Consider the following 26,533-nt stretch of genomic DNA (forward strand, 5'->3'; position numbering starts at 1 on the left):
GGCGAGGGCGCGCGCCTGGGGATAGGGCTGGTTGCCCGAATAGGTGTGCGCATGGCCCGGGGCGGTGGTGGCGGACGAGGAGACGGGCTGGGCGCCATTCACTTCGGGATGGCCGATCCGGCCCATGTGCCAGAGCTGCGACACGATCCTGCCGCCCGCCTCGTGGACCGCATCGGTCACCGGCTTCCACGCTTCGACCTGCGCCGCGTTCCAGATGCCGGGGGCGTAAGGCCAGCCCAGCCCGATCCGCGAGATGCCGGTCGCCTCGCTGATGATCAGGCCGGCCGAGGCGCGCTGCCGATAATATTCGGCCATGATCGGCGTGGGCACCGCGTCGCGCGTGGCACGGGCGCGTGTGAGCGGGGACATGAAGATGCGGTTGGCGGCATCGATCGCGCCGAGACGGATCGGGTCGGTAAGCTGCGGCATTGGGGATCTTTCGGGGACGTCGGTGTCATCGCCATATGGGTATGCGCGGCCCCACCGCATCCGCGCTTTTCGTTTTACCGTACAAAGGCGGGCTTTACGGTACGGCACATGCCCAAGCTCGATCTGCACACGATTCCGGAAACCAACGCCACGGGCTACCCCGCCCCCTATGACGCGGTCATGGGCGGGCGCTGGTATCGCCGGCTCGCGCCCGCCGCCGGCCTGACCGACTTCGGCGTCAGCCATGTCCGGCTGGAGCCGGGCGGCATCTCCTCGCAGCGCCACTGGCACGAAGGCGAGGACGAGCTGGTCGTGATGCTGTCGGGCGAGGCGGTTTTGGTCGACGAGCATGGGCGCACCCCGCTGTCGGCCGGCGACGTCGCCGCCTTCCCCAAGGGTGACGGCAACGGGCATCATCTCGTCAACGAAAGCGATGGCCCTTGCCTGTTCGTGGCGATCGGCCGGCCGGCGGCCTCGCCCTGCCATTACCCCGATATCGACCTGCACCTGCCCGACGGGCGGACCTACACCCGCAAGGACGGCCGCCCTTACTGATCGCGTTCGTAGGCGGCGATCGTCCACGGCTCGGCCGCCGCGCCCGCATACCAGTCGCGCATCCACGGATGGTTGAGCATCCGTGCGCAATAATGGGCAGCGAAATCGGGCAGCGGGATGGCGTAGGTATCGAAGCGCGAGACGACCGGCGCGAACATGATGTCGGGCGCGCCGAATTCGCCGAACAGGAAGTCGCCCCCGCCGCCGAAGCGGTCAAGCGCCTGTCCCCACAAAGCGGTGATCCGGTCGACATTGGCCTCGACCGCCGGATCGAGCGGTTCGCGCGCGTAACGCTGGCGGAAGTTGGTCGGGCAGGCGCGGCGCAGATCGACGAAGCCGGCATGCATTTCCGCCGCGATCGATCGTGCGAAGGCGCGCGCGGCGACGTCGGTCGGCCAGAAGACGTCACGACCGACACGATCGGCCAGATGGTCGATGATCGCCAGGCTCTCCCACACCGGCGTATCCCCATCCCACAGGATCGGCACCTTGCCCGCCGAGGCGGCGAGATCGGGCTGCGTACGCCGCACGGCCCAGTCGTCGTCATACATCGGGACGACGACCTCCTCGAACGGCAGGCCCGACTGGCGAACCGCGAGCCAGCCGCGCAGCGACCATGACGAATAGGCCTTGTTGGCGATGACGAGCTTGAGCATGCTGCGGGTATAGAAGCGGTATGGGGGCCGCTCAATCGCCTGGGGAGCAAATCGATGTCCGGATTCACGAAAGCGTTCCTGCTTGCGGGCTGTGCTTGTTTGGCCCTGCCGCTGGGAAGCGCGGCTACCGCGCAGGTGGCGGCGACCAAGAAGGTTGTCCGCTCCCAGGACGACCTGCCGCGCTTCACCTATCCGGTGCCGGGCACCGCGACCGCGCTGCTGACTGCCGACGACGCGACGTTCGGTGCGTTTGCCGCGAAGGTGGAGGCCGACGTCGATGGCGTGCTGGCCGGCTATCAGATCGACGACCGGGCGACCTTGCGTGGGTTGTTGTCGACCAAAGCACAGTTGCAGATGCTGCGCGGCGACGATGCCGGCGCGCTCGGGACGCTCGACCAACTGAGGACGCTGGAGGACAAGCCCGACGCCAAGATGTTGAGCGGCATCCGCAGCCGCGCGATGATCGCGGCGGCAACGGAAACGAAAGCCAAATCCGGGGCCGCATACGAGGCCGCCTATGGCAAGGCCTATGCGGCGATGCTGGCGCCCCTGCCATGGGCGGTGGTCGGGAATCGGGTCAAGGAATCGAAGGCGTCGGCGCAGATCATCACCCGCGATCTCGTGCTGGGCCAGGCGCAGGCCAATCTGGACCCCACCGCCGCCAAGACGCACCAACTGTCCAACGAACTCGCCTGGATGCTGATCAACCTGCGTTTCGGGCTGACACGGACGGTGCCGGTCAAGGCGGCCACCGTCGCGGTGCTGACGAAGGACGTGGCGGCCAAGAACGTCGAGAAGCCCGATATCTGGGCGGCGCGCGAAGTGACGCTGACCGCCGCCGACAAGCCGACCCCGGTCAATGTCGCCATCTGGGATTCGGGCAGCGATCTCGGCCTGTTCGCGGGGCGCGTCTATACCGATCCCAAGCCGTCGACGCAGACCGACCCGCATGGCATCGCCTACGACCTGCAATCCATGCCGACGCACGGCTATCTGTATCCGCTCACCCCCGAGCAGCAGGCGCTCTATCCCGCGATGCGCAACGACCTGAAGGCGTTCAGCGACCTGCAGCTGTCGATCGAGAGCCCGGAGGCGGACGCGCTCAAGGCGAAGATCGCGGGCCTCAAGCCCGATCAGGTGCCCGCTTTCTTCGAGCAGCTGAACTTCTTCGGCAACTATATCCACGGCACCCACGTCGCCGGCATCGCCGCGCGCGGCAATCCGGCGATCCGCCTCGCGGTCGCGCGCATCACCTTCGACTGGAAGAACGTGCCGGACAAGCCGACCGAGGAACTCGCGCGGCGCGCGGCCGCCGCCAGCCAGGGCTATGTGGACTGGTTCAAGCGCAATCACATCCGGGTGGTGAACATGAGCTGGGGCGGATCGCCCGCCGGTTATGAGGATGCGCTGGAGAAGAACGGCGTCGGCAAGGACGCGGCCGAGCGCAAGGTCATCGCGAAGAAGCTGTTCGGGATCGAGCGCGACGGCCTGCGCGCCGCGTTGAGCAGCGCGCCCGACATCCTGTTCGTGTGCGCCGCCGGCAACGCCGACAGCGACAGCGGCTTCGAGGAGGTGATCCCGGCCGGCCTCGCCCTTCCCAACATGCTGGTGGTCGGCGCGGTCGACCAGGCCGGCGACGAGGCGAGCTTCACCAGCTACGGCAAGACCGTGCTGGCGCATGCCAACGGCTATCAGGTCGAAAGCGTGTTCCCCGGCGGCACGCTGGTCCGCGAGAGCGGCACGTCGATGGCGTCGCCCAATGCCGCCAACCTTGCCGCCAAGCTGATCGCGCTCGACCCGAGCCTCACGCCCGCGCAGGTGATCGACCTGATCGTCAAGGGCGGCACGCGGAGCGAGGACGGCCGCCGCAACAATATCGATCCGAAGAAGTCGGTGGCGTTGCTCAAGGCGCGGCGGACCGGGCAGGCCGCGCGCACGTCCACCTCCGCCACGGGCCTCTGACCCGGCTCAGGCGGAGATCGCCTCCAGCACCGCCGCGCGCAATTCGGGGATGCCGCCGCCTTTCTCGCTGGAGGTGGCGAGCACCTCCGGATGCGCGGCGGGATGCTTGCGCGCCTCGGCAATCGTCGCGGCGCGGACCGCGTCGAGCGCGGTCGCCTTGATCTTGTCGCTCTTGGTAAGCACCAGGCGGTAGCTGACCGCCGCCTGATCGAGCATGTCCATCACCTCGCGATCGACGTCCTTCAGGCCGTGGCGGCTGTCGACCAGCACGAGCGCGCGCTTCAGCACCGCACGGCCGCGCAGATAATCGTTCACCAGGAAGCGCCACTTCTTCACAACGTCCTTCGGCGCCTCGGCAAAGCCGTAGCCGGGCATGTCGACCAGCCGCAGGCGCAACGGATCGCCCATGTCGAAGAAGTTGAGCTCCTGCGTCCGGCCCGGCGTGTTGGACGTCCGCGCGAGCCCGTTGCGGTTGGTCAGCGCGTTGAGCAGCGACGACTTGCCGACGTTGGAGCGGCCGGCAAATGCAACTTCCGGCACGTCGGCCGGAGGCAGGAATTGCAGGCCGGGCGCCGACTTGAGGAAGGCGACCGGACCCGCGAACAGCTTGCGCGCGGCCTCGACCAGATCGGGGTCGGGCGCGGTGTCCTCCGTGCTCACTTGGCCGGCACGGCCGCGTCGTCCAGCCCCGGCGTCTTCCTGTAGAGATACCATTGCTGGCCGATGCTGAGGCAGTTGTTGACGACGTAATAGAGCTGGAGCCCGGCCGCGAGCGGCGCGAAGAACAGCATCATCATCCACGGCATGAAGCCCATGATCTGCTGCTGCATCGGGTCCATCTGCGTCGGATTGAGCTTGAACTGGAGCCACATCGTGACGCCGAGCAGGATCGCGAGCACGCCGAGATGGAGGAAGCCCGGCGGGGTGAACGGCAGCAGCCCGAACAGGTTGACCGGCGTCAGCGGATCGGGCGCGGACAGATCGCGGATCCACAAGGCGAAGGGCTGGTGGCGCATCTCGATCGACAGCATCAGCACCTTGTAGAGCGCGATGAAGATCGGAAGCTGGATCAGGATCGGCAGGCAGCCCGCGAGCGGATTGACCTTCTCGGTCTTGTAGAGCTGCATCATCTCCTGCTGGAGGCGCGGCTTGTCGTCCTTGTAGCGCTCCTGCAGCGCCTTCATCTTCGGCTGGACCTTGCGCATCGCCGCCATCGACGCGAACTGCTTCTGCGCGATCGGGAACAGCAAGGCGCGGACGATGACGGTCAGGCCGATGATCGCCACGCCGAAATTGCCGATATGCCGGAACAGCCAGTCGAGCAGGTAGAAGATCGGCTTTTCGAACCAGACGAACCAGCCCCAGTCGATCGCGCGATCGAAGCCGGCAATGCCCTGCTTCTCGTACGAATCGAGGACCGACACTTCCTTCGCGCCGGCGAAGAAGCGCTGCTCGACCGTCACGGCCTTGCCCGGCGCGACGCCCACCTGGCGGCCCGACACGTCGGCCTGATAGAGGCCCCCCGCCCCGGCGCGGAAGCCCGCGTCGACGCTGGCATCCTGCGCGGGGACCAAGGCGGTCTGCCAATATTTGTCGCCGAAGCCGAACCAGCCGCCCTTGGTCTGGAACCGGACGCCCTGCGCGCCGGCCTTGTCGACGTCGTCGAAATCGACCGAATAATCGGTCGCGCCGTCGACCTGCCCGATCGGGCCGGTGTGCATCGTCCAGCTCGACGGATCCTTCGACACGCCGACGCGGCTGACGAGGCCGTAGGGCTTGACCAAAACCGCGCCCGGGCCGGCATTGGCGACCGACTGGCGGACGGTGAACATATATTGGTCATCGACCGCGAACTGCATGCGGAAGACCTGACCGCGGCCGTTATTCCAGCTGAGCGTCACCGGCCGGCCGGGCGCGAGCTCCGCTCCGTCGGCGGTCCAGACCGTGTCGGGGCCGGGCACGGGCGCGCCCTCCCCCGCCCAGCCGAACTGCGCGAAATAGGCGTCCTGTGTGCCGCTCGGGCTCAGCAGGCGTACCGGCGGGCTGCCTTTGGCGATCGTTTCGCGATGCGTGACCAGGACGAGATCGTCGAGACGCGCGCCCTTCAGGTTGATCGAGCCGGCAAGGCGCGGAGTGCGGATCGCGACGCGTGCATTCTCGCTGAGCACGGCCTGGCGATCGCGGATCGCGGCGGGCGAATCGGGCAGCGCCTCGGGCTTGGCGACCGGCACCTGCTTGCCGTCGACGATCTCGGTCGAGGGCGGGGCCGCGACCGGGAAGAAGCGTTCCGACAGGAAGCTCCAGCCGAGAAATACGAGGGCCGAGAGCACGACCGCCAGGATCAGGTTGCGCTGATTTTCCACGTCGAGATTTTGCCTTGGTCAGGGAACGGGATCATAGCCGCACCCGCCCCAGGGGTGGCAGCGGAGGAGCCGCCTGGCTGCAAGCCAGCTCCCCTTTACCGCCCCATAGCGCGTCCATGCGTCGATCGCATAGGCCGAGCATGAGGGCTGATAGCGACAGGTCGGCGGGATCAGGCGCGATGGCCCGATCTGCCAGAAGCGGGCGAGCAGGATCAGCGGGCGGGCGATCATCGCGCGGCCTTCGCCAGCGCCTTGCGCAGCTCGGCGGCCAGCATCGTGAAATCGCGCTCGACCCCACCGGCGCGGCCGATCAGGATATGATCGGCGCCGGCCACGCCCGCGTCGGGCAGAATGTCGTGGACGAGCGCGCGAAAGCGCCGCTTCATGCGATTGCGCACCACCGCGCCGCCAATCTTCTTGGTGACGGTATAGCCGATTCCCATCGCCGGATCGCCGTCATCGCGCGCACGCACGAGCAGGACGAAACCGGGCATGGGCATGCGCCGCCCGGAATTGGCGGCGAGGAAATCGGCGCGGCGGACGATCTGCCGCGGCCGAGGGCGCGTGTCGCTCAGGCCGAAAGCTTGGCGCGGCCGCGCGCGCGGCGGGCGGCGAGCACCTTGCGGCCGCCGACCGTCGCGCTGCGCGCGCGGAAGCCGTGACGACGCTTGCGCACGAGCTTGCTCGGCTGGTAGGTCCGCTTCATTTTCTCTGCCTCTGAATTCGCAATGCAAAAGGCCGCCGATCGCACGGCGGCCGTTACCGTCGGCGCGGATACGGAAAGCGCCTCCCAAAGTCAATCAGGGCTGCGGCTGGCCGGAAGCGGCGCGGCGCTGCCGCCGCAGCGCGCTGCCCCGCCGCATCACGCGATCGCAGGCGTGGCCGGTGCGCGGGAAGCGGCGCTTGAGCCGGGCATAGCGACAGCGGACCCAGTGCGAATTGCGCAGCAGCAGGATCATGCCCGCCGCGAAGACGAAGATCCCGCCAGGCCCCGGCAGCGCGCCGACGATCGGCGCGAGGACGACCAGAAACCAGCCGACGCTCAGCATCACGATCCGCCAGCCGGGATGTTTGGCCCTCATTTCCAACAGATGCGCATCCTATGCGAGAGCCGCAAGTCCGCTCGACAGCGGGGCGGTCGGATCGCTAAAGAACAGGCGGGGAACGCGGAGGGTCTTGATGGTCGCGCTGGTATCGACGGTCGCCTATCTCGGGCTGGAAGCGCGCGGCGTCGAAGTGCAGGTTCAGGTGACGTCGGGGCTGCCCGCCTTCGTGGTCGTGGGGCTGGCGGACAAGGCGGTCGCCGAAAGCCGCGAGCGGGTGCGCGGCGCGCTGGCGGCGATCGGCCTTGCGCTGCCGCCCAAGCGGATCACGGTCAACCTGTCGCCTGCCGACCTCCCGAAAGAAGGATCGCATTACGATCTGCCGATCGCGCTGGGCCTGCTTGGCGCGATGGGGGTGGTCGATGCGGAAACGCTCGCCCATTATCTGGTGGTCGGCGAACTGGGGCTCGACGGCCGGATCGCGCCCAGCCCCGGCGTCCTGCTGGCGGCGCTGCATGCAAGCGGGCGCGAACTGGGGCTGGTCTGTCCCGCAGCGCAAGGGCCCGAGGCCGCCTGGGCCGGATCGGTCGAGGTGGTTGCCGCACCCGACCTGATGGCGCTGCTCGATCATTTTCGCGGGGTCCGCCCGCTCGCCCAGCCGCGACCGGGCGAGGCGGCGCCGACAGGCACCGGCCCCGATCTCGCGCAGGTCAAAGGGCAGGAGACCGCCAAGCGCGCGATCGAGCGGCGGCCGGCGGGCATAATCTGCTGATGGTCGGGCCGCCGGGCGCGGGCAAATCGCTGATGGCGGCCTGCCTGCCGGGCATCCTGCCCGATCTGACCCCGGCCGAGGCGCTGGAGGTGTCGATGGTGGCCAGCGTCGCGGGCACGCTCGACGGGGGCATGCTGTCGCGCAGCCGCCCGTTCCGCGCGCCGCACCATTCGGCGTCGATGGCGGCGCTGGTCGGCGGCGGGCTGAAGGTCCGGCCGGGCGAGGTCAGCCTCGCGCATCTGGGCATTCTGTTCTTGGACGAGCTGCCCGAATTCCAGCGGCCCGTGCTCGATTCGCTGCGCCAGCCGCTGGAGACGGGACGGGTCCAGGTGGCGCGCGCGAACAGCCACGTCAGCTTCCCGGCGCGCGTCCAGCTGGTCGCGGCGATGAATCCGTGCCGCTGCGGACACCTGGGCGACGCCGCCCGCGCGTGCAGCCGCGCGCCGAAATGCGCTGTGGACTATCAAGCGCGCGTGTCGGGCCCGCTGCTCGACCGGATCGACTTGCATGTCGAGGTGGCGGCGGTGAGCGCGGCGGATCTGGTCCTGCCCCCGCCAGCCGAGGGATCGGCCGAAGTGCGGACGCGCGTGTCGCAGGCGCGGGCGGTCCAGACCGCGCGTTATGCCGAAGCGGGCCTTCGCACCAATGCGGAAGTTGACGGCGAGCTGCTGGAGGAGGTGACGCGGCTGGACGAGGCGGGCCGCGCCCTGCTGGCGCAGGCCGCCGCGACCATGCGGCTGTCGGCACGCGGCTATACCCGCGTGCTGCGGGTCGCGCGCACGATCGCGGACCTTGCGGGATCGAACGCGGTCGGCCGCATGCACGTCGCCGAAGCGCTGAGCTATCGCCAGCGCGCCGCGGTCAATTGACGACCCGAGACCTCAGTCCTCGTCATCCTCGCTGTCGGCCATGTCCATGAAGTCGCGCGCTGCGTCGCGGTCGCCCTCATTCTCGAATGCGGTGCCCAGATCGGGCGCGATTCCCAGCATGTACATGAGACACCAGAGCGCGAAACGGCGGCCGCCGTCCTGCTCCAGCCCGAACTGTACCTTCATTTCATCGAGACCGGCGACGAGCCGCGGCTGATCGAGCGTGTCGAGGTCTGCGGTGCCGAAGAAGCGGGTGAGAAGCTGATCGAAATCCATGCCTCCCCCTTAACGCGGCAGCGCACCAACCCCAAGCGGAGCGCGCATGCGACCGAAGCCGACGAGGGAGCCTATCTCGGCACGGCGTCAGTGCTTCACTATTTTGCGGTGCGCGTAACCGGAGCCGGTGGGCGGCCTGACGAACGACTGTGATGGCCAGCGCCGCCGCCTATCGCTAGGTCGACGCTACCAACAATGGAGATATGCGTGAGCGGCACGACCGAACCCGAGGACGCCGACGGCAAACCTCCTGTCCCCGACGAAGTGGCACAGGCGGTCCGCACGTTGATCCGATGGGCCGGCGACGATCCCTCGCGCGAAGGCCTGATCGACACGCCCAAGCGCGTGGCGCGCGCTTGGAAGGAATAGTGCCAGGGCTATGGCGAGGATCCGGCGCACCACCTGAGCCGCACCTTCGAGGAGGTGGGCGGCTATGACGAGATCGTGCTGCTGAAGGACATCCCCTTTCAGTCGCATTGCGAGCATCACATGGCCCCGATCGTCGGCAAGGCCGCAATCGCCTATCTGCCGAAGGACCGGGTGGTCGGCATTTCCAAGCTGGCGCGTGTGCTGCACGGCTTCGCGCAACGTCTTCAGGTGCAGGAACGGCTGACGGCCGAGGTCGCCGACTGCATCTGGGATCACCTCGAACCGCACGGGGTGGCGGTGGTGATCGAGGCGTCGCACGGCTGCATGACCGGGCGCGGCGTCCGCACGCATGGCGTCAGCATGACGACCAGCCGGATCATGGGCGTGTTCCGCGACGACGAGCGCAGCCGGCGCGAGGTGCTGGCGCTGATGGGTTATTGATAAGCGGGCAGAACGAACCGCAGCAGTCGGCCTTCGCGCGCGCTGCGGAGGGCGTGGTCGATCACCGCCAAGCCGGCGAGCGCATCGGTGGGGTCGACCGGCGCCGGGCCGGCTTCGTCGATCGCCTCCACCACCGCGCGGTAGAAGGCGCGCCAGTTTCCGCGCTCGGTCGGGATCGGGCCACCGCTGCCGTCGGTCCGCGTGAGGACCCCATAGCTGTTCGTTTCGTCCTCCCCGAAACCCGCGTCCCGGGGGGTCCTGCCCGACCGCAGCAGCGCCTCTTGCGGATCGAGCCCGTGCTTGACGAAGCTGCCATCGTCGCCGTGGAGCGCGAAGCGCGGGCGTGGCGCGGCCACCAGCGTGGAAGCGGAGAGGATGACGCGCATCGCGCCATAGTGCAGCGTGAGTTCGAAATAATCGTCGACCAGCGCTCCGCCGCGCTGAATGGCGATATCACCTCCGACATAGTCGGGCATGCCGAACAGCAAGAGCGCCTGGTCCACCAGATGCGGCCCCAGATCGGCCAGCAGCCCCGTGCCCTCGCCCGGCAGCTCGCGCCACCCCGCCTTTACCGCCGGCCGGAAGCGATCCCAGCGGAACTCGGCCAGGCGGACGCTGCCCAGCCTGCCGGATTGGATCATCCGCCGGACGGTAAGGAAGTCGCCGTCCCATCGCCGATTGTGAAAGACGGTGAGCATCTGCCCCCGCTCACGCGCGAGGCGAACGAGATCGCGACCCTCCGCCTCGTCCGTGACGAACGGCTTGTCGACCACGACATGCTTTCCGGAGAGCAGCGCGTCGCGCACGAACGGGATGTGCGTGTGATTGGGTGTCGCGATCACCACCAGCCCGATCGAAGGATCGTTCAGCGCGTCGCCGACATTCTTCGTCGCTACGACGTCGGGGCAGGACGCCCGCGCTTCGTCCCGGCGCGAGGTGATGATCCGTCGCAGGCGCACGGATGGCTCGGCCAGCAGGAGGGGTGCATGGATGCGGGCGCCCGCCTGTCCAAAGCCGATCAGCGCCGTATCGATGGTCATGTACGCTCCGCTGATGGACAAGAAAAAACGCGACGATAAGGACAGGTCATCAGCATCGGGAGCGACCGCGACATGCCCTACTCCGTGCCATATGTTGCGGAACCGTTACGATATGACGGACGGATGGTCTATCGCCGATGCGGACGCAGCGGGCTCGATCTGCCGGCCATTTCACTGGGTCTGTGGCAGAATTTTGGCGGGGCGGACGTTTTCGAGACGGGCCGGGCGATCCTGCGCCGCGCATTCGACCGTGGGGTCACGCATTTCGACCTCGCGAACAATTACGGTCCGCCCTACGGATCGGCCGAGGAGAATTTCGGCCGCGTCCTGGCGACCGACTTCGCCGCGCATCGGGACGAACTGATCGTATCGACCAAGGCCGGCTGGGACATGTGGCCGGGGCCGTATGGCGATGTCGGCGGCAGCCGCAAATATCTCATCGCCAGCCTCGACCAGAGCCTCCGCCGCATGGGCCTCGATTATGTCGACATCTTCTACTCGCACCGCGTCGATCCGAAGACGCCGCTCGAGGAGACGATGGGCGCGCTGGCGCACATCCACGCGCAGGGCAAGGCGCTCTATGTCGGCATTTCGAGCTACGAGCCCGGACTGACCGCCAAGGCGGCGGCGATCCTGGCGGAGTATAAGGTGCCGTTCCTGATCCATCAGCCGAGCTATTCGCTGCTCAACCGCTGGATCGAACGCGAGCTGCTCGCCACGCTCGAACGGCTGGGCACGGGCTGCATCGCTTTCTCCCCGCTGGCGCAGGGCATGCTGACCGACCGCTATCTGAACGGCATCCCCGCCGATGCCCGCGCCGCGCGCGGCGGATCGCTCCGGCCCGAACTCGTCACGGCCGAGGCGATCGGACGCATCCGCGCGCTCGACGCCATCGCCCGGCGGCGGGGCCAGACGCTCGCGCAGATGGCGATCGCCTGGGTACTGCGCGACGCGCGCGTGACGTCGGCGCTGATCGGGGCGCGGACCGTCGCGCAGCTCGACGATTCGCTCGACGCGTTGAACAACCTGTCCTTCGCGGCGGAGGAGCTGGCGGAGATCGACCGGCACGCGCAGGACAGCGGGATCAACATCTGGTCGAAATCGACCGATATCACGGCCGTGCCGACGGGCGTGAAGGCTTAGAAGATCTCGGGCGGAGCAGACCGACGGTAACGCCAGTTGGCAACGTGGGCGGCGGCGATGAAGAGGCTGCCGACCACGGTCACGGGCACCTCCAGTGGCGTGGCATGCCACGCCAGCGCCGCTACCGAGAGCAAGCCCAGCCCCACCCCGCCGGCCAGCAGCGGCAGGGCCAGCCGGTGCCGGCAATAGCCGGCATAGAGCGCGCCCGCCGTCGCGGGGATGGCGAGGATGAGCGCCACGACGTGGAAATTTTCCGGTATCGGCAGGATCACCGCCATCACCGGCATCGTCACGAGGAGCAGCGGCACGAGCAGGCAATGCGCTAGGCACGCCACCGCCGCGCCGATCGCAAGGGCTTCGATCATGTCCGACATGCGCCGCATGGGGGCCACATGGGCCTTCATATCGCGAAAGGCAATGATATAATGTATCATTATCGCGAAAAAGTGACGACACTGGCCTGCGGTGCTAGGGTGGCTCGATGGCGTCGTCCCCCCATACCCGGCTCTACCGCCACCGTCTGCCGACACGGCTATGGCATTGGGTGAACGCGGTTAGCATGCTCGTCTTGCTCACCAGCGGGCTGATGATCTTCAACGCGCATCCCCGCCTGTATTGGGGGGAATATGGCGCGAATTTCGATCGTGCCTGGCTGCGGATCGGCCCCTCCCCCACCGGCGGGGCGCGGCTCACGATCGGCGAGCGCTATGTCCCGACCACCGGCGTGCTCGGCCAATGGACCGACCCGCAGGGACGGGTGCAACGCCGCGCCTTCCCGCATTGGCTGACGATCCCGTCGCGCTACAGCCTTGCCGGGGCGCGACGCTGGCATTTTCTGTTCGCATGGGTGTTCGTGCTGGCGGGCGCGCTCTACGCCATCGCCAGCGTGGTGAACCGCCACTTCGCCAGGGACCTGCTGCCGAAACGCGATGAACTGCGCGCCCGCCACCTGCTGGCCGACATCCGCGCCCACGCCAAGCTCCGCCTGCCGACGGGCGACGCGGCGGCGCGCTACAACATCCTGCAGAAGCTGGCCTATCTCCTGGTCCTGTTCGGGCTGATCCCGCTGATGATCCTGACCGGGCTGACGATGGGCCCCGGCTTCAACGCGACCTTCCCCTGGCTGCATGAACTTTTCGGGGGGCGTCAGTCGGCGCGGTCGATCCATTTCCTGTGCGCGATCGGGCTGCTTGCCTTTATCGGCCTCCACCTCGCGATGGTGGTCGCGGCGGGGCCGTTGAACGAGATGCGCTCGATGATCACAGGCTGGTTCCGGCCGCCCCCGGAGCGGCGGCGCCATGACTGAGATGTCGCGCCGCGGCGCGCTGGGTGCGATCGGCGGCGGAGCCCTGCTGCTGGGCGGATGCGACCGCATCGCCGCGACCGACACGGCACGCGCCGCCTTTCTCGGCGCGGAGGGGCTGACCTATCGCGTCCAGCGGCTGGTGACGCCGCGCGACGCGCTGGCGCCTGAATTCACGGGCGCCGACCTCTCGCCCGTCTTCCGCGCCAACGGCACCTTCATGCCGCGCGCGCCGGACTATCAGGCGCTGCTCGCGGATCAGTTCGCGGGCTATCGCCTCGCTGTCGGGGGCCTGGTGGCGCGGCCGCTGGCGATCCCGCTCGACCAGCTGAAATCGCTGCCCCAGCGCACCCAGATCACGCGCCACGATTGCGTCGAGGGATGGAGCGCGATCGGCCAGTGGACCGGTCCCGCGCTCGGCCCGATCCTGCGCCATGCGGGCCTGTCGCAGGCCGCGCGCTATATCGTCTTCCACTGTTTCGACGATCTCGGCGGCACCGCTTATTACGAGAGCATCGATCTGGTCGACGCGTTTCATCCGCAGACCATCCTCGCCTGGGCGCTGAACGGGCGGCCGCTGCCCGTCGCCAACGGCGCGCCCGTCCGGCTCCGGGTCGAGCGCCAGCTCGGCTACAAGCATGCCAAATATGTCCGCGCGATCGAGGCGGTGGCGGACCTCCGCGCGATCGGACGCGGCAAGGGCGGCTATTGGGAAGATGTCAGCGATTATGCTTGGTATGCGGGGCTTTAGCAGCGCATCGTCACGGCAAACGGGTGACGCAGCATGCCAAGCCCGACCAAGGTCGCAGAGGCGGAGCGACCGCCCGCTGGCATAGGAGGAAGGATGAGGATCACCAGCCTCGGCGCAGCGGCCCTGCTGCTCCTCTTCAGCGTGCGCGGCACCGCCGCGCCGCTGCTGACGGCCGCCGACCTGCGACCGCACACCGATCTGTCTGGCGTCTGGACCTATTCCGTCGATCCCTATCGCGATGGCGAAGCGGGCTTCCACGGTGAGGAGCCGGGCAAGGGCCATCGCCGGTACGAGGATGCCGATGCCGAAGCGGTGATGAAGGCCGATCCGCTCGCGCTCTACGAATATGACATGGAGCAATCGCCCAAGGCGACGATCCCCTCCTCCTGGCTGACGCACGCGGCCGAGATGCGTCATTATCAGGGCCTCGTCTGGTATCAGCGCAAGTTCGATGCCGCGCCCAAGCCCGGCATGCGCAGCTTCGTGCGGTTCGGGGCGGTCAACTACAAGGCGACGGTATGGCTGAACGGCCGGAAGCTCGGCACGCATGAGGGGGGTTTCACGCCCTTCGCGTTCGAGGTCACCGACATCCTGCGCAAGGGCGAGAACCGGCTGAGCGTCGCCGCGGATTCGCAGGCGACCGCGCTGACCGTGCCGCCGCCCGTGACCGACTGGGAGAATTATGGCGGCATCACCCGCGCGGTGACGTTGGTGTCGGTGCCCGCGACCTATATCGACAGTGCGTGGGTGCGGCTGGCGAAGGACGGGCGCATCCGGATCGACGCACAGCTGGACGGCGCGAGCAAGGCGAACCAGCCGATCTCGCTTGCCATCGCCGGGCTGCCCGCGCGCGCATCGGGCAGGACCGATGCCAACGGCCATTGGACCGCCACGCTCGCCGCGCCGCGCGCGCTGAAGCGTTGGTCGCCCGAGACGCCGACTTTATACGACGTCACGATCCGCAGCGGCGCCGACACGCTGACCGACCGGATCGGGTTCCGCACGGTCGCGGTGCGGGGGTCGCAGATCCTGCTGAACGGCAAACCGGTCTGGCTGCGCGGGATCAGCGTGCATGAGGAGGAGATCGGGGCCGACCCGTCGCGCACGATCACGCCCGACGCGGCGCGCGCGCTTCTCGCGGTCGCCAAGGACGGGCTGCACGCGAACTTCGTCCGCCTTGCCCACTATCCGCACAGCGAGGCGATGACGCGCGCCGCCGACGCGATGGGGCTGCTCGTGTGGAGCGAGATCCCCGTTTATTGGCGTGTCGCGTTCGACAATGCCGACACGCTGGCGCGCGCGCGGGCGATGCTCGCCGAGAATATCGAGCGCGACCGCAACCGCGCGTCGATCATCATCTGGTCCATCGCCAACGAGACCCCGGTCAGCGATCCGCGCAACGCCTTCCTCACCACGCTGGCGGGCGACGTGAAGCGGCTCGATCCCACGCGCCTGCTGTCGGCGGCGCTGCTGACCGAGCGCGGCACACGCGACGGCCACCCCGAAATGATCCTGAACGATCCGCTGGCGGCGACGGTCGATGTGCTGGCGATCAACACCTACAATGGCTGGTACACCGCCGACCGGCTGGAGGATGTGCCCGCCATCGGCTGGGCGGTCCCGTCGGACAAGCCGCTGCTCTTTTCCGAATTGGGCGCGGACGCCAAGGGGGGCTTCCACGATCCGGCGACGCTCCGCAAAAGCTCGGAAGAGTTCCAGGCCGAATATTATCGTCGCACGCTGGCGATGGCGCGGAAGATCCCAACGCTGGCGGGCATGAGCCCGTGGATCCTCAAGGACTTCCGCTCGCCCCGCCGGCTGCACCCGGTGTTCGAGGGCGGGTGGAACCGCAAGGGCCTGATCAGCGAGACGGGCGAGAAGAAACAGGCGTTCGATGTTCTCGCGCACTTCTATGCCGAGCGCGCGGCGGCGGACGGCCGATAGACAAGAAACAGAAGGGGATACGTGTGAAGAGAAAATTCGCGGCCGCGTTGCTGGGCCTGACCGCGCTGACCGCGCCGGTCTTCGCCAAGCCCAACCTCGTGTTGAACGATCAGGGCTATTTCGCGACGCAGGGGCTGAACGTCATGTCGTTCAGCGATTACTATCCCGACGGGCACCAGACGGGCGTCACCATCATCCAGCACGGCGTCCGCACCGCCGCCAACGGCGACCTCCGGCTCGAGGCGTCGCCGGGCCAATGGTCCGCCATGCCGGCGACGGGCGAGCGGACGGTGGATGCGAAGACGAACACGGTGTCGCGCCGCCTGTCCTTCCCCGATCCGGCCAAGGACCGGACCGGATTCAATCCCGTCCTCTATCCCGATCTCAAGATGGGCTATTCGGTCAGCGTCACGCCGCTGGAGGGCAACAGCTTCCGCATTCGCGTCGACCTCGATCAGCCGCTGCCGGCCAAATATGTCGGCAAGGTCGGCTTCAATCTGGAGCTCTTTCCGGGTGACCTGTTCGGCAAAAGCTGGCTGATGGGCGGGCAGTCGGGCATCTTCACGCGCCAGGCGAACGGCCCGACGACCACGGGCGCGGGCGGCGAGGAGATCACCGCCCCGCTCGCCAGCGGCGGGACGCGGCTGGTCGTCGCGCCGGAGGCCGACACGCAGCGGCTGACGATCGACAGCAAGACCGGCCCGCTCGCGCTGATCGACGGGCGGGGCAATCACAACAATGCCTGGTATATCGTGCGCGGGCTGGTGCCGGCGGGCGCGACCAAGGGCGCGATCGAATGGGTGGTGACACCCAATGTCGTGCCGGGATGGAAATACGAACCCGTGCTGCAGGTCTCGCAGGTCGGCTATACCACGAAGCAGCCCAAGCAATTGGTGGTCGAGCTGGATCCGGGCGACACCGCGACCGACGCCGCCCGCCTCTATCGCCTGACGGACGGCGGCCGGCAGGAGGTGAAGCGGGGCGCCCCGGCGCAATGGGGCCGCTTCCTGCGCTACGGCTATCGCACCTGGGACTTTTCCGACGTCACGACGCCCGGAATGTACGTGATCGCGTATCGGGGGAAGGAGACCAACCCGTTCAAGATCGGCGACGATGTCTACGATCGCCACGTATGGCAGCCGACGCTGGAATATTTCCTGCCGGTCCAGATGTGCCACATGCGCGTGGAGGAGAAATATCGCGTCTGGCACGGGCTGGACCATATGGACGACGCGCTGATGGCGCCGGTCAACCTCAACCATTTCGACGGTTATGTTCAGGGGCCGTCGACCTTGTCCAAGTACAAGCCGCTCGACCATGTGCCGCATCTCGACGCAGGCGGCTGGCACGACGCGGGTGACTATGACCTGCGGGTCGAGAGCCAGATGGGCACCACCTGGCTGCTGGCGAAGATGGTCGAGGAATTCGGCCTGAATTACGACGCCACCACGATCGACCAGGGCAGACACCTGGTCGAGATCCACAAGCCCGACGGCAGGAACGACGCGATCCAGCAGATCGAGCACGGGCTGCTGACCGTGATGGGCGGCTATCGCGCGCTCGGCCGAGTCTATCGCGGCATCCAGGACGCGACGCTCAAGCAATATGTGCTGCTGGGCGACGCTTCGAGCTCGACCGACAATGTCGTCAACAAGCCGGTCGAGGGGCTCGGCACCTTCCTCGGCGGGCAGCCGGTCAAGGTCGACGACCGGCTGGTCTTTACCGAAGACAATCCCGATCGCGAGATCGAGGTCGCGGGGCAGCTCGCCACGGTCGCGCGCGTGATGAAGGCGCACGATCCGAAGCTGGCGGCGGAAACGCTGGCGGCCGCGCGCGACATCGGCGGCAAGGCGATCGACCGGGCCAAAAAGGTCGACCTGAAGGCGTTCGCACTGGCCGAGCTGTACCTGTCGACGGGCGACAAGGCCTATATGGACCGGCTCGTCGCGATGAAGGGCGACATCGTCGCGCATATCGAGGAGGCCGGCTGGGCGATCGCATCGGTGATCGACCGGGTGCCTGACGCCGCGTTCAAGAGCGAGGCGCGCGCGGCGGTCGCCGCCTATCAGGCGAAGCTCGCCGCCGCCGCCAAGGCGGACTCGCCCTATGGCGTGCCCTACAAGCCCGACATCTGGGGCGCCGGCTGGATCATCCAGGAGTTCGGCGTCAAGCAGTGGATGCTGCACAAGGGCTGGCCCGACCTGGTGCCCGAGGCCAATTTCGTGAACGCGCTCAACTTCGTACTGGGCGTCCATCCGGGGCAGAACAACGCCTCCTTCGCCAGCGGCGTGGGGTCGCATTCGGTGACAACGGCCTATGGCGTCAACCGCGCGGACTGGAGCTATATTCCGGGCGGTGCCGTGTCCGGCACCGCGCTGATCCGGCCCGACCTGCCCGAGCTGAAGGTCTGGCCCTATTTCTGGCAGCAGACCGAATATGTGCTGGGCGGGGGCGAGACCAATTACATGTTCCTCGCGCTGGCGGTGAACCAGCTTTACAAGAAGGGCGCGCAATGATCTCGCGCCCACTGTTGCTCGCGCTCGCCTTGCTTGCGACGGCGCCCCACGCGGCCCGGCCGGTCGCGCGCGCCAGCTTCGGCAAGACCGCCGAGGGCCGCACGGCGCATGTCTACACCCTGGTCAACAAGAACGGGATGACGGTCCGCTTCACCGATTTCGGCGGCGTCATTACCGCGATCGAGGTACCCGACCGGATAGGCAAGCGCGCCAACGTCGTGCTCGGCTTTCGCGATGCCGGCGAATATCAGGCCAAGAACAGCAATTACGTGTTCGGCGCACCGGTCGGGCGTTTCGCCAACCGCATCAAGGGCGCGCAATTCACGCTCGACGGCCAGACCTATCGCATGACGCCGAACAACGGCTCCAATCTGCTCCACGGCGGGCCGCCGCCCTACCACGGACGCTTCTGGTCGGTCGCGACGTTCGATCACGGCCGCAGCAGCGGCGCGACGCTGACCCTGGTCAGCCCCGACGGCGACCAGGGTTTCCCCGGCGCGGTGACGCTGGCGATGACCTATACGCTGACCGACGCGAACGAGCTCAGGATCGATTATCGCGCGACCACGACCAGGCCGACGGTCATCAACTTCACCAACCACAGCTACTTCAACCTGGCCGGCGAGGGCAGCGGGGATGTCGGCGGTCAGTCGATCCAGATCCTTGCCGACCGCATCGCCGAGCTGGACGACACGTCGGTCCCGACCGGCCGCATCCTGCCCGTCAGCGGCCCCTACGACCTGCGCCAGCCGCGCATGATCGGCGACGGGCTGAACGCGATCAAAGCCGGTAGCAAGAGCGGATATGACGATCCGTGGGTGCTGCGCGACGCGCCCGCGCGCAAGCCGGTGCTGGTCGCGCGCGCCGCCGATCCCGCCTCGGGCCGGGCGATGGAGGTGCTGACGACCGAGCCGTCGATGCAATTCTACACGGCCAACGGTGAATGGGGGAAGGATGCAGGCCCGAGCGGCGCGATCTATCGCCGCCACGGCGGGTTCGCGCTGGAAACGCAGCATTTGCCTGACAGCCCCAACCAGCCGGATTTCCCATCCACGGTGCTGAGGCCGGGACAGGTCTTCACCTCGACCACGATCTACCGCTTTCCGCGCAAGCCCAGCTAGCGCGCCTTTGCCAGCCGCTGGTTAGGGGTTTGGCAACGCTCTTCGTGAATATCGCGGCAAGGTTTGGCTGGGGGCCGGAGATTCGCCGCGATGAAGATGGTCGTTCGGGGGCAGGAAATCGCGATGTTGCTGGACGAGGCGCCGGCGGATGTGCGCATCCTGTCGCTCGACTGTTTCGACACGCTGCTGTGGCGCAACGTCCACGCGCCGCGCGACGTCTTCACCGAGTTTCCGCTCGCCGGCGGCGGGATCGAACCCCGTCTGGGCGGCGAGGGGCGCGCGCGCGCGGCGCGGGGCGCCGTGGACGGAATGGACGAGGTTTCGATCGAGGCGATCTACGACCACCTGATGCCGCGCGCATCCGCCGAGGAGCGTTCCGCCGCCGTCGCGCGGGAGCTTGAGGCGGAGGCACGCCATTGTTTCGCCTTCGCGCCGACCGTGGCGCTCATCCGCGCGGCCAAGGCACGCGGACTGCAGGTGATCGTCGTCAGCGACACCTATCTCAGCGCCGATCAATTGCGGGCATTGATCGCGGCTGCTGCCGGGGGTGACATCGCGGCGGCGATCGACCGCTTCTTCTGTTCGTCGGAGCATGGCCTGTCGAAGGGACAGGGCCTGTTCCGGCCGGTGCTGGCCGAATTGGGTGTTGATCCCTTCACGATCCTCCATCTGGGCGACCACAACGTCGCCGACGTCACCGCGCCACGCTCGCTCGGCATTCGCGCGGTGCATTTTGAGCAGTTCGAGGGATCGACGCAGCAGCGGCTGCGGCTGGAGGCGGCCGCCGCCGCGATGATCGACCCGCAGGTGCGCATCACGCGCCCCGCCTACCAGCCGCACCGGTCGCAGGTGGCACTCCGCGCCGATGAGGACCCGGCCACGATCCTGGGGCACGACGTGCTCGGGCCGGTCATGCACGGCTTCGCGCTGTGGTTGCGCCATGAGCTGGAGGAGATTGCCGCCGCCAGCGGGCGGACGACGCGGCCGCTGTTCCTCCTGCGCGACGGGCATCTGCCGCAATGGGCCTATGAAGCGGCGGGCTTCGGAATGGGGGCGCGCGTCTCGATCAGCCGGTTCACCGCGATGGCCGCCAGCTTTTCCGACGAGGCAGCGATCCGGGCCTATCTGGCCGAGCGCCCGAAGGAACGGGTCGACGTCATGGGTCGGCAGCTCCTCCTGACCGATCAGGAGATGCGCGAATTCCGGCGCGGCAACGCCGCCTTCCGCCGCGCCATGCTGGAGCCGCGCTGGATCAACAAGATCACCACGCGCAGCCGTGCCTTCGCCAAGCGGCTGGTAACACATGTGAAGCACAGCGGCGGCGTCGAGCCCGGCGACATGGTCGTGCTGATAGACCTTGGCTATAACGGGTCGGTCCAGAACCTGATCGAACCGCTGCTCGCCGCCGAGCTGAACGTGACGGTCGCGGGCCGTTACCTGCTGCTGCGCGAACATTGGCCGACCGGGCTCGACAAGAAAGGCATGATCGACGCGCGCGCGTACGAAACGCGCGTGACCGATGCGCTGTGCGGCCCGATCGCCGTGTTGGAACAGCTCGCGACCGCCGCCGAGGGATCGGTGATCGATTATCACCCGAACGGCCGGCCGATCCGCAAGGAGGCCGACGTGAAGGGCGCGCAAAGCGCGACGCGCGACATCGTGCAGGCCGCCTGCCTCGACTATATCCGGCATGCGGGCCTTGGCATGCACCGCCCGCCCGTGTCCGACGATCGGGAGTCGCGCTGTCGCCACGCCGCCGCCGCGCTGGCGCGTCTGCTCTACCTGCCGATGCGCGAGGAGATCGCGCTGCTGGAACGGTTCGACCATGACGTGAACATGGGCACCAAGGCGTTGGTGAAGCTGGTCGATGCCGAAATGTCGGGGCAGCAACTCCGCCGCCGGGGCCTGCCCTACATCTCGCAGGCGGCACGCATGTATCTGCCGGGCGAGGTGCAGCCGCACGGTTTCCCTCTCGCGCTCTCGCTCTTTTCCGTCGGACGCTTCGGGCTCGATTTCCGGCACAGCGATTTCGAAGTCGGCGCGATCGACGTGCCCGTGCTGCTCGCGACCGCCAAGGGGCAGGCGTCGATCACCGCGCAGGCCTATCCCACCCATGACGGCTATTATCTGCTGACAGCCCCCGCGGGCAGCGGCGGATTCGCCATCGGCGTCCAGTTCGGCGCGCTCGCCGAGGTCGTCCAGATCGACGAGATCGCCTTCTACCCCGTGGCCGATTTCGGCGAGTTCGGATGCAGCCCCGCGTCCGTGCCGCAGGCGCCGGTGTTCGACGCGATGGAGACGATCGCACCCGGCCTGATGCGGTGCGAGGAGCGCGGGCTGTTATTCCTCCCACCGCCGGGAGGCGAGCCGGATACGCCCCTGCTGCTCGCGATCGCCTTCCGGCCGGTGGTGCGCCGCGCGGCCGCCAATGCCGCTGCCTTGAGCGAGGCGGCCTGATGCCCGATCTGCTGATCCATTCGATGGCGGAATTCGCCGACATCATCCTGCCGGCGCTGCGGCTGGCGGACGCGCGCCACGTGGTCGAGATCGGGGCCGAATATGGCGGCTGTTCCGCCATGGTCGCGGATCATGTCGCCGAACAGGACGGCCGCCTGACCAGCATCGATCCCACGCCGAAGCCCGAATTCGCCGCATGGCTGGCGGCGCGACCGCACGTCCGCCACATTGCCCAGCCAAGCCTCGACGCATTCGGGCAGGTTGCCGAGGTCGATGCGTGGCTGATCGACGGCGATCACAATTGGTATACGGTGATCCACGAGCTGCGCCACGCCCAACGGATTTCGGCGCGCGACGGCAAGCCGTTGCTCATGTTCCTCCACGATATCGGCTGGCCGTCGGGGCGGCGGGACATGTATTACGCGCCTGACCGGATCCCGGCCGCGTTCCGGCACCCCTACAGCTATGAGGGCGGGGCGATCCCCGGGCGGGACCGGCTGGTGGCTGGACAAGGCTTTCGCGGCATGGGCCATTTCGCCTGGGCCACGCACGAGGGCGGGCCGCGCAACGGCGTGCTGACGGCGGTCGAGGACTTCATGGCCGAGCAGCTGGATGAAGGCCGTGAGCTTGGCTTTGCGGAGATCCCGGCCGTGTTCGGGCTGGGCGTGCTATTCGATCTGACGGCGGAGTGGAGCGCGCCTCTGGCGGAGCTGCTCCTGCCTTATCACGACAACCGGCTGCTGCGCTCACTGGAGCGGAACCGCCTCGCCAACTATCTCTGCGTGATCGCGCTTCAGGATGCCGCCTGAATGTGGTCCCCGTCCCGACCGCATGCGCGCAGCACGCAATAGCCCGCTACCGCCGACAGCAGCGAACCGCCCAGCACGCCGATCTTGACCTCGACCAGCAGGGCCGGATCGTTGAAGGCGAGAGCGCCGATGAACAGGCTCATCGTGAATCCGATGCCCGATAGCAGCGCCACGCCATAGACCTGCCCCCAGCCCGCGCCGTCCGGCCGTTCACCGATCCCCAACGCAACCGCGAGGCGGATGCCACCGAAGATGCCCGCCTGCTTGCCGATGAACAGACCCGCCACCAGAGCGAGCGGAAGCGGCGCCAGCATCGTGTCGAGCGACAGCCCAACGAGCGAGACGCCGGCATTGGCGAACCCGAACAACGGAACGACCGCGAACGCGACATAGGGATGAAGCCCGTGTTCGAGCCGTTCGAGCGGGGCGGACGAGCGCGCGCCGCGGAGCGGGATCGTCATCGCCGTCAGCACCCCCGCCACCGTCGGATGTACGCCGGACACGAACACCGCCGTCCACAGCAGCCCGCCGAGCAGCAGATAGGGCGCGAGCGCGCCGACACCGCGCCGGTTGAGCATGATCATCGCCGCTAGCAACGTTCCTGCCACTTCAAGCGCGGCGAAATCGATCCCCGCCGTGTAGACAAGCGCGATGAGGATGACGGCGCCGATATCGTCGACGATCGCCACCGTCACCAGCATCAGCTTGAGCGAGACCGGAACCCGGCTTCCGAGCAAACCCAGCACGCCGAGCGAGAAGGCGATGTCGGTGGCGGTGGGAATGGCCCAGCCGCGCACCAGAGCGGGGTCCGCCCCCGCAATGCCGAGATAGATCAGCGCGGGCACCACCATGCCGCAGAAGGCGGCCACGATGGGCAGGCCGCGCGCGGACCAGCTGGCAAGCTGCCCCGCCACGAATTCGCGCTTCACCTCCAGCCCGACGAGCAGGAAGAACAGGCTCATCAGCCCGTCATTGATCCAATGGATGATGGAGAGTCCTGCGACATGACGGTGAAGGACGTCGGTGTAGATCGGAGCCAGCGGGCTGTTGGCCACGATCAGGGCGAGCATTGCCGCAATGATCAACAGCCTGCCACCCGCCGCTTCGTGGCGAAGAAAGCGGGCGATCATCTCCCCGCGGATGAAGCTTCTAGCGAGTGCCATGACCCCGCTTACCCCACGGCTGACCGCTGGCAAGCCAAACCGGGCCTGAAAGGAGCGTCGCCCCGAAACGCCGCTCTTATCCAATCGCGCGCTTTCTCCCCATGGGGGGGCCAGTCGTCAGAGATAGGCCGCGCCGCGCACGCCGGAGCTGTCGCCCCATCTGGCCGGCAGGATCCGCGCGCGCCAGCCGTCGCTGAACGCGTGCCGATCGATGACTTCAGGCAGGCGTTCATACAGTTCGGAGACGTTGGACATGCCACCGCCCAGCACGAAGCAATCGGGATCGATCACGTTGGCGATCACCGCCAGTCCGCGTCCCAGCCGATCGACATAGGCGTCGAGCGCGGCCACCGCCGCCGCCTCGCCATGGCGCGCGGCGGCAACGATGTCGGGGCCGTTACACGCGGTGCCGGAGCGGCGCAGATAATCCTTTTGGAAGCCTGTGCCCGAAATCCACGTTTCCAGGCAGCCGACCTGACCGCACCAGCACTGCTCCCCCGGCCATTCGTCGGCTTTGGGCCAGGGCAGCGGGATATGGCCCCATTCGCCGGCAATGCCGTTGGCGCCCGTGACGACCTTGCCGTCAACCACGACGCCGCCGCCGCACCCGGTGCCGATGATGACCGCGAAGGTTACCCGCGCGCCGGCCGCCGCGCCGTCGCGCGCTTCCGACAAAGCGAGGCAGTTGGCGTCGTTTTCCAGGCGTATTTCGCGCCCGAACGCGGCGGACAGGTCTTCGCGAAAGGTGTGGCCGTTGAGGAACGTCGCGTTGGCGTTGCGCATCCGCCCATTGTGCGGCGAGATCGATCCCGGGACGCCAATTCCGATCGACGATGCGGTTCCGTTCTCCGCCTCGATCCGTGCGACCACGCTCAGCACCGCCTCGATCGCGGCGTCATAGGTCCTGGGCGTGGGCACGCGCAGGCGATTGAGCCAGGCGCCGTCGGCATCGAGCGCCGCCCCCTCGATCTTGGTCCCGCCGAAGTCGATTCCGATCCTCACGGTGTTCTGCACCGGCATCCTTCATCCTCTGGGTTATCTACCGTCCTAGCAGTGCCCGGAGATAACAAATCGATTGCGGGTTAGTCGCGCCCCGCTTGCATCAACGCGCTTTCGTTGGGCAACAGCCGGTCGAGGAAGGGAAGAATGGCGGCACCGACGGCGGGCGCGTCGCTCGACGTGATCGCGCGGGCGACCGGAGCGACCGCCGGGATCGGCAACCCCGCCAGCCGATCGTTGAGCCGCGCCGCCAGTGCATCGACGAACCGTTCCGGCAAGCGCCCGCCGAGCAGAATGATCGCCGGATCGACGAGGCAGTTCACCGAGACGAGCGGCGCCGCGAGCGAATCCGCCGCGTCATCCAGCCATCGTTCGATCACCGCCGTGGCCGCCGCGTCATTGGTTTCCAGCGCCGTGATGTCGTCGCTGGCGCAGCCGGCTGCTTCGAGCCGGGCAAGCAAAACCGAAAGTGACACCGTGTCCTGTATCGTCGCCCCGGCCCGGCTGTTGCGCAGATCGGGGATGAAGCCGATCTCCCCGCTGCGTCCGTTGGCCCCGCGCACATAGCTGCCATCGACCACCAATCCCCCGCCGAGGCCCGCGCTGATCAGGACGTAGAAGAAGCTTGGCTGCGTGAGGCCCGTGCCGAACTGCGCCTCGCCCAGCGCGGCGGCGGCGGCGTCATTGTCGATATGGACCGGCCAGGGCAGGACCTTGCCGACGAGCTTGGCGACGTCCAGCTCGCTCCAGATCCCGTAATCCTTCGGACGATGCGGCAAGGCGAGACCGCCCAGATCGTAGGGAAGCGACACACCTACGCCGATGATTTTGCGTTCGTCGATATCCCCCGCGCGTCGGATCGCTTCGATCTCACCCTGGAGGCACGCGATCACCTCGTCCGGCATGGCGAAGCGCATCTCGCGCGCGGCGCGCGTTCGGACACGTCCCGCCAGATCGAGCGACACGATCGTATAATGATCGCGGTCGATGTTCAGGCCGATCGCGAACGCGCCGTCGGGGTCGATCTGGAGCCGTAGCGCGGGCTGACCGCGCAACCCCTGCCGCCGCCCCGCGCGGCGGATCAGCCCTTCGTCGAGCAGGCGGTTGGTGATGTTGGCGATCGTCGGCGGCGTCAGGCCCGATGTCCGCGCAAGTTCCGACCGGGTGGTTTCGCCGGCGACGCGGATCGCCTGCAGCACGATCCGTTGGTTATAATCGGCGGCGCGTTCGAGGTTGGTGCCCGACAGGCTGGCAACCAGACGCGAGCTGCGATCGTCCGCGCCGATCCGTCCCGCAATTCCCGCCCCGTTCGGCCCGGACACGCCTCTCTCCTTCGCCAACTAATGCCGTGGCGTTCGCGCACGCTTGTCCCACGGGCGCAGTGCAAGTCCAGCCGTTTCTAGTCGAGGGTCGGCGCGTCCTCCCGCCCGACGATCTCCATCCGGCGCCGCGCCAGCGCCTCGGGCATATCCTCCGCCAGAAATCGCAGCATTGCTTCGCGCACATCGCAGCGCAGATCGAAGGCGAGGCCTGCGTCGGCCGCGCTGACCAG

At 67.7% G+C, this 26,533-nt stretch carries 23 protein-coding genes and 3 pseudogenes; 12 read left to right on the forward strand and 14 right to left on the reverse strand.

The features are described from left to right. Positions 1-429: pseudogene (locus ACOJSF_RS06720) on the reverse strand (alkene reductase); the annotation flags it as partial. A 108-nt stretch (positions 430-537) separates the two neighbouring features. Here ACOJSF_RS06720 and ACOJSF_RS06725 point away from each other — a divergent pair. Further along, complete coding sequence (locus tag ACOJSF_RS06725; protein ID WP_420141444.1) at positions 538-984, forward strand: cupin domain-containing protein; 447 nt, start codon at positions 538-540, stop codon at positions 982-984. Here ACOJSF_RS06725 and ACOJSF_RS06730 read toward each other — a convergent pair. Continuing rightward, positions 978-1,640, reverse strand: a complete 663-nt coding sequence (locus tag ACOJSF_RS06730) for a glutathione S-transferase family protein (protein WP_420141445.1) — start codon at positions 1,638-1,640, stop codon at positions 978-980. The genes ACOJSF_RS06725 and ACOJSF_RS06730 overlap by 7 nt on opposite strands. Positions 1,641-1,694: 54 nt before the next feature. Between ACOJSF_RS06730 and ACOJSF_RS06735 the strand changes: the two genes are divergently transcribed. Beyond that, positions 1,695-3,602 carry a S8 family serine peptidase gene (locus ACOJSF_RS06735; RefSeq protein WP_420141446.1) on the forward strand — a complete coding sequence of 636 codons (1,908 nt, stop codon included), beginning with the start codon at positions 1,695-1,697 and terminating at the stop codon, positions 3,600-3,602. A gap of 6 nt (positions 3,603-3,608) precedes the next feature. On the opposite strand, the gene yihA is transcribed toward ACOJSF_RS06735, so the two are convergent. The 6 genes from yihA to ACOJSF_RS06765 form a co-directional block, all read right to left on the reverse strand. Beyond that, positions 3,609-4,262, reverse strand: coding sequence for a ribosome biogenesis GTP-binding protein YihA/YsxC (gene yihA / locus ACOJSF_RS06740; RefSeq protein WP_420141447.1), 654 nt, complete (start codon positions 4,260-4,262; stop codon positions 3,609-3,611). After that, the gene (yidC, locus tag ACOJSF_RS06745) at positions 4,259-5,965 is read right to left on the reverse strand and encodes a membrane protein insertase YidC (protein WP_420141448.1); all 1,707 of its coding nucleotides are present in this window, start codon (positions 5,963-5,965) and stop codon (positions 4,259-4,261) included. Before yidC ends, yihA begins: the two co-directional genes overlap by 4 nt. A gap of 18 nt (positions 5,966-5,983) precedes the next feature. Further along, entirely contained in the window at positions 5,984-6,196 is a 213-nt protein-coding gene (gene yidD / locus ACOJSF_RS06750; RefSeq protein WP_420141449.1) for a membrane protein insertion efficiency factor YidD, read from the reverse strand. Continuing rightward, positions 6,193-6,540 (reverse strand): ribonuclease P protein component, encoded by a 348-nt coding sequence (gene rnpA / locus ACOJSF_RS06755; RefSeq protein WP_420141465.1) that lies wholly within the window; start codon positions 6,538-6,540, stop codon positions 6,193-6,195. The genes yidD and rnpA overlap by 4 nt, the downstream gene beginning before the upstream one ends. Beyond that, positions 6,537-6,671: a 50S ribosomal protein L34 gene (gene rpmH, locus ACOJSF_RS06760; protein WP_420141466.1), complete on the reverse strand. Its 135-nt coding sequence runs from the start codon at positions 6,669-6,671 to the stop codon at positions 6,537-6,539. Before rpmH ends, rnpA begins: the two co-directional genes overlap by 4 nt. A 94-nt stretch (positions 6,672-6,765) precedes the next feature. Continuing rightward, positions 6,766-7,047, reverse strand: a complete 282-nt coding sequence (locus tag ACOJSF_RS06765; protein ID WP_420141450.1) for a hypothetical protein — start codon at positions 7,045-7,047, stop codon at positions 6,766-6,768. A 97-nt stretch (positions 7,048-7,144) separates the two neighbouring features. Between ACOJSF_RS06765 and ACOJSF_RS06770 the strand changes: the two are divergent. Further along, a pseudogene (locus tag ACOJSF_RS06770) lies at positions 7,145-8,649 on the forward strand (YifB family Mg chelatase-like AAA ATPase). A gap of 12 nt (positions 8,650-8,661) precedes the next feature. On the opposite strand, the gene ACOJSF_RS06775 reads toward ACOJSF_RS06770, so the two are convergent. Further along, the gene (locus ACOJSF_RS06775; RefSeq protein WP_420141451.1) at positions 8,662-8,925 is read right to left on the reverse strand and encodes a hypothetical protein; all 264 of its coding nucleotides are present in this window, start codon (positions 8,923-8,925) and stop codon (positions 8,662-8,664) included. Positions 8,926-9,120: 195 nt separating this feature from the next. On the opposite strand from ACOJSF_RS06775, the pseudogene folE reads away from it, so the two are divergent. Beyond that, a pseudogene (folE, locus tag ACOJSF_RS06780) lies at positions 9,121-9,735 on the forward strand (GTP cyclohydrolase I FolE). Here the strand turns inward: folE and ACOJSF_RS06785 are convergent. Further along, positions 9,729-10,775, reverse strand: coding sequence for a Gfo/Idh/MocA family oxidoreductase (locus ACOJSF_RS06785; protein WP_420141452.1), 1,047 nt, complete (start codon positions 10,773-10,775; stop codon positions 9,729-9,731). The pseudogene folE and the gene ACOJSF_RS06785 sit on opposite strands and share 7 nt — an antisense overlap. A gap of 72 nt (positions 10,776-10,847) precedes the next feature. On the opposite strand from ACOJSF_RS06785, the gene mgrA reads away from it, so the two are divergent. Next, positions 10,848-11,918, forward strand: coding sequence for an L-glyceraldehyde 3-phosphate reductase (mgrA, locus tag ACOJSF_RS06790; protein WP_420141453.1), 1,071 nt, complete (start codon positions 10,848-10,850; stop codon positions 11,916-11,918). On the opposite strand, the gene ACOJSF_RS06795 is transcribed toward mgrA, so the two are convergent. After that, positions 11,915-12,283 carry a MerC domain-containing protein gene (locus tag ACOJSF_RS06795; protein ID WP_420141454.1) on the reverse strand — a complete coding sequence of 123 codons (369 nt, stop codon included), beginning with the start codon at positions 12,281-12,283 and terminating at the stop codon, positions 11,915-11,917. The genes mgrA and ACOJSF_RS06795 overlap by 4 nt on opposite strands. Positions 12,284-12,399: 116 nt before the next feature. On the opposite strand from ACOJSF_RS06795, the gene ACOJSF_RS06800 reads away from it, so the two are divergent. From ACOJSF_RS06800 to ACOJSF_RS06830, 7 genes are all read left to right on the forward strand, one after another. Continuing rightward, entirely contained in the window at positions 12,400-13,224 is an 825-nt protein-coding gene (locus ACOJSF_RS06800; RefSeq protein ID WP_420141455.1) for a cytochrome b/b6 domain-containing protein, read from the forward strand. Continuing rightward, a complete protein-coding gene (locus ACOJSF_RS06805; protein WP_420141456.1) occupies positions 13,217-13,972 on the forward strand; it encodes a molybdopterin-dependent oxidoreductase in 756 nt (251 codons plus the stop codon). The genes ACOJSF_RS06800 and ACOJSF_RS06805 overlap by 8 nt, the downstream gene beginning before the upstream one ends. A 93-nt stretch (positions 13,973-14,065) precedes the next feature. Then, positions 14,066-15,916, forward strand: a complete 1,851-nt coding sequence (locus tag ACOJSF_RS06810; RefSeq protein ID WP_420141457.1) for a glycoside hydrolase family 2 protein — start codon at positions 14,066-14,068, stop codon at positions 15,914-15,916. A gap of 23 nt (positions 15,917-15,939) precedes the next feature. Then, a complete protein-coding gene (locus ACOJSF_RS06815; RefSeq protein ID WP_420141458.1) occupies positions 15,940-18,432 on the forward strand; it encodes a glycoside hydrolase family 9 protein in 2,493 nt (830 codons plus the stop codon). Continuing rightward, positions 18,429-19,553 carry an aldose epimerase family protein gene (locus ACOJSF_RS06820; RefSeq protein WP_420141459.1) on the forward strand — a complete coding sequence of 375 codons (1,125 nt, stop codon included), beginning with the start codon at positions 18,429-18,431 and terminating at the stop codon, positions 19,551-19,553. Before ACOJSF_RS06815 ends, ACOJSF_RS06820 begins: the two co-directional genes overlap by 4 nt. Before the next feature lie 90 nt (positions 19,554-19,643). Beyond that, positions 19,644-22,010, forward strand: a complete 2,367-nt coding sequence (locus tag ACOJSF_RS06825; protein WP_420141460.1) for an HAD family hydrolase — start codon at positions 19,644-19,646, stop codon at positions 22,008-22,010. Further along, positions 22,010-22,819: a class I SAM-dependent methyltransferase gene (locus tag ACOJSF_RS06830; RefSeq protein WP_420141461.1), complete on the forward strand. Its 810-nt coding sequence runs from the start codon at positions 22,010-22,012 to the stop codon at positions 22,817-22,819. Before ACOJSF_RS06825 ends, ACOJSF_RS06830 begins: the two co-directional genes overlap by 1 nt. Here ACOJSF_RS06830 and nhaA read toward each other — a convergent pair. The 3 genes from nhaA to ACOJSF_RS06845 all read right to left on the reverse strand — a co-directional run bounded on the left by nhaA (position 22,804) and on the right by ACOJSF_RS06845 (position 26,303). Then, positions 22,804-23,982 (reverse strand): Na+/H+ antiporter NhaA, encoded by a 1,179-nt coding sequence (nhaA, locus tag ACOJSF_RS06835; RefSeq protein WP_420141462.1) that lies wholly within the window; start codon positions 23,980-23,982, stop codon positions 22,804-22,806. The genes ACOJSF_RS06830 and nhaA overlap by 16 nt on opposite strands. 117 nt (positions 23,983-24,099) lie before the next feature. After that, entirely contained in the window at positions 24,100-25,002 is a 903-nt protein-coding gene (locus tag ACOJSF_RS06840) for an ROK family protein (RefSeq protein WP_420141463.1), read from the reverse strand. A 62-nt stretch (positions 25,003-25,064) separates the two neighbouring features. Further along, positions 25,065-26,303 carry an ROK family transcriptional regulator gene (locus ACOJSF_RS06845; protein ID WP_420141464.1) on the reverse strand — a complete coding sequence of 413 codons (1,239 nt, stop codon included), beginning with the start codon at positions 26,301-26,303 and terminating at the stop codon, positions 25,065-25,067. Between the last annotated feature and the right edge of the window lie 230 nt (positions 26,304-26,533).

It is taken from the genome of Sphingomonas sp. (assembly GCF_048594985.1).
GTDB lineage: Bacteria > Pseudomonadota > Alphaproteobacteria > Sphingomonadales > Sphingomonadaceae > Sphingomonas_I.